The organism is Gabonibacter massiliensis (assembly GCA_001487125.1).
In the GTDB taxonomy this organism is placed as follows: Bacteria; Bacteroidota; Bacteroidia; order Bacteroidales; family Marinifilaceae; genus Gabonibacter; species Gabonibacter massiliensis.
On record LN913007.1, the window covers coordinates 1 to 1,340 of the forward strand.

Genomic DNA, 1,340 nt, shown 5'->3' on the forward strand with positions numbered 1-1,340 from the left:
TCGGGAATACATGATGTGCCTGCATGCTTTTCCCGGGGTTAATGCCGGTTAACCGGATCATGTTTTTCCGGAAGTTCCCGGCTTTAAAAGCCTTCAGGGCCTTGCTTGTCACCTTGCCCCCGGTGGCTCCCCATCCCGCGACGGGCACCAGCTTCGGCGCCAGTTTTCTAGTATGTCAAAGAACGTATCTTGTAACACGTCCGTTAAAACCGTTATGGGCGGAGTCCTGTATCGTGATCTTATTTAAGATAACCCGGGATTAATTCGCTGCCAATATTGGTTTTAAATTTGTTATTGATAACAAATTTAAAATATTATTCTCGTAATCCCAATCGCACGATCGTTTTTTTCACGTGTTATCGGGTTTTAGAGACTTGGAAATAAAAACAGGGGACGTTTGACTTGTCCCCTGAATTGTTTTTAAATTCCCTGAAAAATTGAAATAATTTAGTTCTTGCGTGGTAATATTAAGCACAATCACACGGGATTAAAATTTCCGTTATATTTTCAAATTGGATATTTGTTATTTTCTCCGCTAACAAGGCCTCCCGTACCTTTCGAGTCATCATGATGCTATTATATCGTTGCTCAGGCATAAAGATATCGCTACCGTCCCATTGTTCCATGTCGACGTGCATTCCCTTGTAATTAGTTTCCTGAATACCTGTCGGGTACTCGATATACACGATCTCGCTTTTCCCCCAGTCGACTCTCCCAGCCCGGCCGGTGACGGAGAATCCCTGGTAACCGGTTACTTCCTCTCCCTTTTTCGTGAAAAGCCGGACGGGAAAACATTTCCATCCCGTGAAGTTGTTCTTTTCCAGCACCTCCCTGAAACGATCCGAGATTAAATAAAGCGAGCTGTATCCTATTCCCAATACATCATCGTATCGTTTCCCGCTATAGTGACGGAACTCCAGGGGAAATTCCGCCCCCCGGTAATCGCCCGTCAATAACATCCGGTATTCCCGTAATCCAGCGGGCTCTGCCCACTCCCATTCTCGAGTTTGCTCCATTTGTACCGTCACGGAACGATACTTGTCTTTAAATCTATAAAAATTCGATAATTCCATCGTGTTTAAAAATTTAAAATAAAACCGTGTTTAGCACCTAATTCCCGGGCGAGACCATAAGCTCCCCCGGTGGTGGGATTGTCCTTGAAAAATTTATCCCATCTTTGATTGTACCGGTACGAGTTTTTCTGGTGAGCGTTCGTTTCCCACCAGCTCCCGAACTTGGGATCATCGATGTTAATGCCCAGTTCATGAAATTGCGTCCGGAATTTTTTCGGGAATACATGATGTGCCTGCATGCTTTTCCCGGGGTTAATTCACTGCCAA

2 protein-coding genes are annotated in these 1,340 nt (G+C 44.9%); both read right to left on the minus strand.

The genetic code is table 11. The features are described from left to right. Positions 1–467: 467 nt before the first annotated feature. Positions 468–1,073, minus strand: a complete 606-nt coding sequence (locus tag BN3283_RS00005; protein WP_059025161.1) for an imm11 family protein — start codon at positions 1,071–1,073, stop codon at positions 468–470. Positions 1,074–1,078: 5 nt separating this feature from the next. Continuing rightward, the gene (locus tag BN3283_RS00010; RefSeq protein WP_059025163.1) at positions 1,079–1,312 is read right to left on the minus strand and encodes a hypothetical protein; all 234 of its coding nucleotides are present in this window, start codon (positions 1,310–1,312) and stop codon (positions 1,079–1,081) included. Positions 1,313–1,340: the final 28 nt, after the last annotated feature.

Excerpts from the sequence above, each read along its gene's own strand:
- BN3283_RS00005 (WP_059025161.1), bottom strand. The coding sequence starts at position 1,073 with ATGGAATTATCGAATTTTTATAGATTTAAAGACAAGTATCGTTCCGTG.
- BN3283_RS00010 (WP_059025163.1), bottom strand. The coding sequence starts at position 1,312 with ATGCAGGCACATCATGTATTCCCGAAAAAATTCCGGACGCAATTTCAT.